The sequence below is a fragment of the Mesorhizobium sp. M4A.F.Ca.ET.020.02.1.1 genome (genome assembly GCF_004022645.1).
GTDB lineage: Bacteria > Pseudomonadota > Alphaproteobacteria > Rhizobiales > Rhizobiaceae > Mesorhizobium.
On the sequence record NZ_RZOI01001035.1, the window covers coordinates 1 to 1,585 of the forward strand.

Genomic DNA, 1,585 nt, shown 5'->3' on the forward strand with positions numbered 1-1,585 from the left:
TTCCAGGAAGGCGCCACCAGCGGTCGAGACATAGGTGAAGTCGTCGGCGACGCCGGCATGGTTGAGCGCGGCCACCGTATCGCCGCCGCCGGCCACCGAGACCAGCTTGCCGGCCTTGGTGCGCTGGGCGGCGTGCTTTGCCGCCGCCACCGTGGCGCGATCGAAAGGCTCGATCTCAAAGGCGCCGAGCGGGCCGTTCCAGACCAGCGTGGCGGCGCGGTCGATCCAGTCGGCGACGGCCTTCACGGTCTTTTCGCCGACGTCGAGGATCATGCCGTCGGCCGGCACCTCCGATATGGCGACGGTCTCGCTGGCGGCGCCAGCCTTGAACTCTTTCGCCACCACGCCATCGGCCGGCAGGATGATGGCGCAGCCGGCCTCGGCCGCCTCGATCATGATCTGCTTGGCGGTGGCGGCAAGGTCATGCTCGCAGAGCGACTTGCCGACCGCGGTGCCGCGCGCGGCAAGGAAGGTGTTGGCCATGCCGCCGCCGATGACCAGCGCGTCGACCTTCTTCACCAGGTTCATCAGGAGGTCGATCTTGGTCGAGACCTTGGCGCCGCCGACGATGGCGACGACCGGACGGACAGGATTGCCAAGGCCCTTTTCCAGCGCGTCGAGCTCGGCCTGCATGGTGCGGCCGGCGAAGGCCGGCAACAGATGCGCCAGGCCCTCGGTCGAGGAGTGGGCGCGGTGCGCGGCGGAAAAGGCATCATTGACGAAGATATCGCCATTGGCGGCGAGCTTCTCGGTGAAGGCCGGATCGTTCTTCTCCTCAGCCTTGTAGAAGCGGGTGTTTTCCAAAAGCAGCACATCGCCCTTGTCCATGGCGGCGACGGCGCTGCCTGCTGTGTCGCCGATGCAGTCGGCGGCGAAGCCGACGGGCCGGCCGAGCACGTCCGCCGTGGCATTTGCGATCGGCTCGAGCGAGAATTCGGGCGTGGGGCCGTCCTTGGGCCGGCCGAAATGGGCGAGCAGGATGACCTTGGCGCCCTTGCTGGACAATTCGGAGATGGTCGGCGCGATGCGCTCGATGCGGGTGACGTCTGTGACCTTGCCGTCAGCGACGGGAACGTTGAGGTCGACGCGCACCAGCACGCGCTTACCGGAGATGTTGCCGATGTCGTCCAGTGTCTTGAAGCCGGCCATGCTGGGTCCCTTTCTGCGAAAATCGCCGGGACCTTACCCACCACCGGCGACTATGCAAGGCCCGCGTTAAAGCGCGCGCGCAAAAATGATGTAGGCGCGTAAGATCAGCTTTCGCTCGCTGCCTTTTGCCCGACCGGTTCGGGTGTCGGGGGCTGTTCCGCCGGCGTCTCGGCGCCAGGCGCCCGCGCCGGCCTGCGCCGGCCGCGGATGAAGGCGGCGATGCGGTCGACGATCTCGCCGGCGCTGAGGAACACCGGCACGCGCGCCACCGGCGCGGTCGGCTCGAACGACAGGCCGATGCCGGTGATCCGGCCCTTGTCGTCAACGTCGCGCACGATGAGCTCGATCGGCCCGATCAGCACCCGGTCGGCATATTCGGGATCACGGAGCGGCTCGGCGGCCATCCCGAATAGGCCGACCGGGTGCTGATCGGGCC

1 protein-coding gene and 1 pseudogene are annotated in these 1,585 nt (G+C 67.7%); both read right to left on the reverse strand.

Translation table 11 applies throughout. From position 1 onward, the window contains the following. Window positions 1-1,149, reverse strand: a 1,149-nt coding sequence (locus tag EN742_RS34505; protein WP_148670505.1) for a phosphoglycerate kinase, incomplete at its 3' end; no start/stop codon positions are given. A 104-nt stretch (window positions 1,150-1,253) separates the two neighbouring features. Then, window positions 1,254-1,585 (reverse strand): annotated as a pseudogene (locus tag EN742_RS34510) (hypothetical protein); the annotation flags it as partial.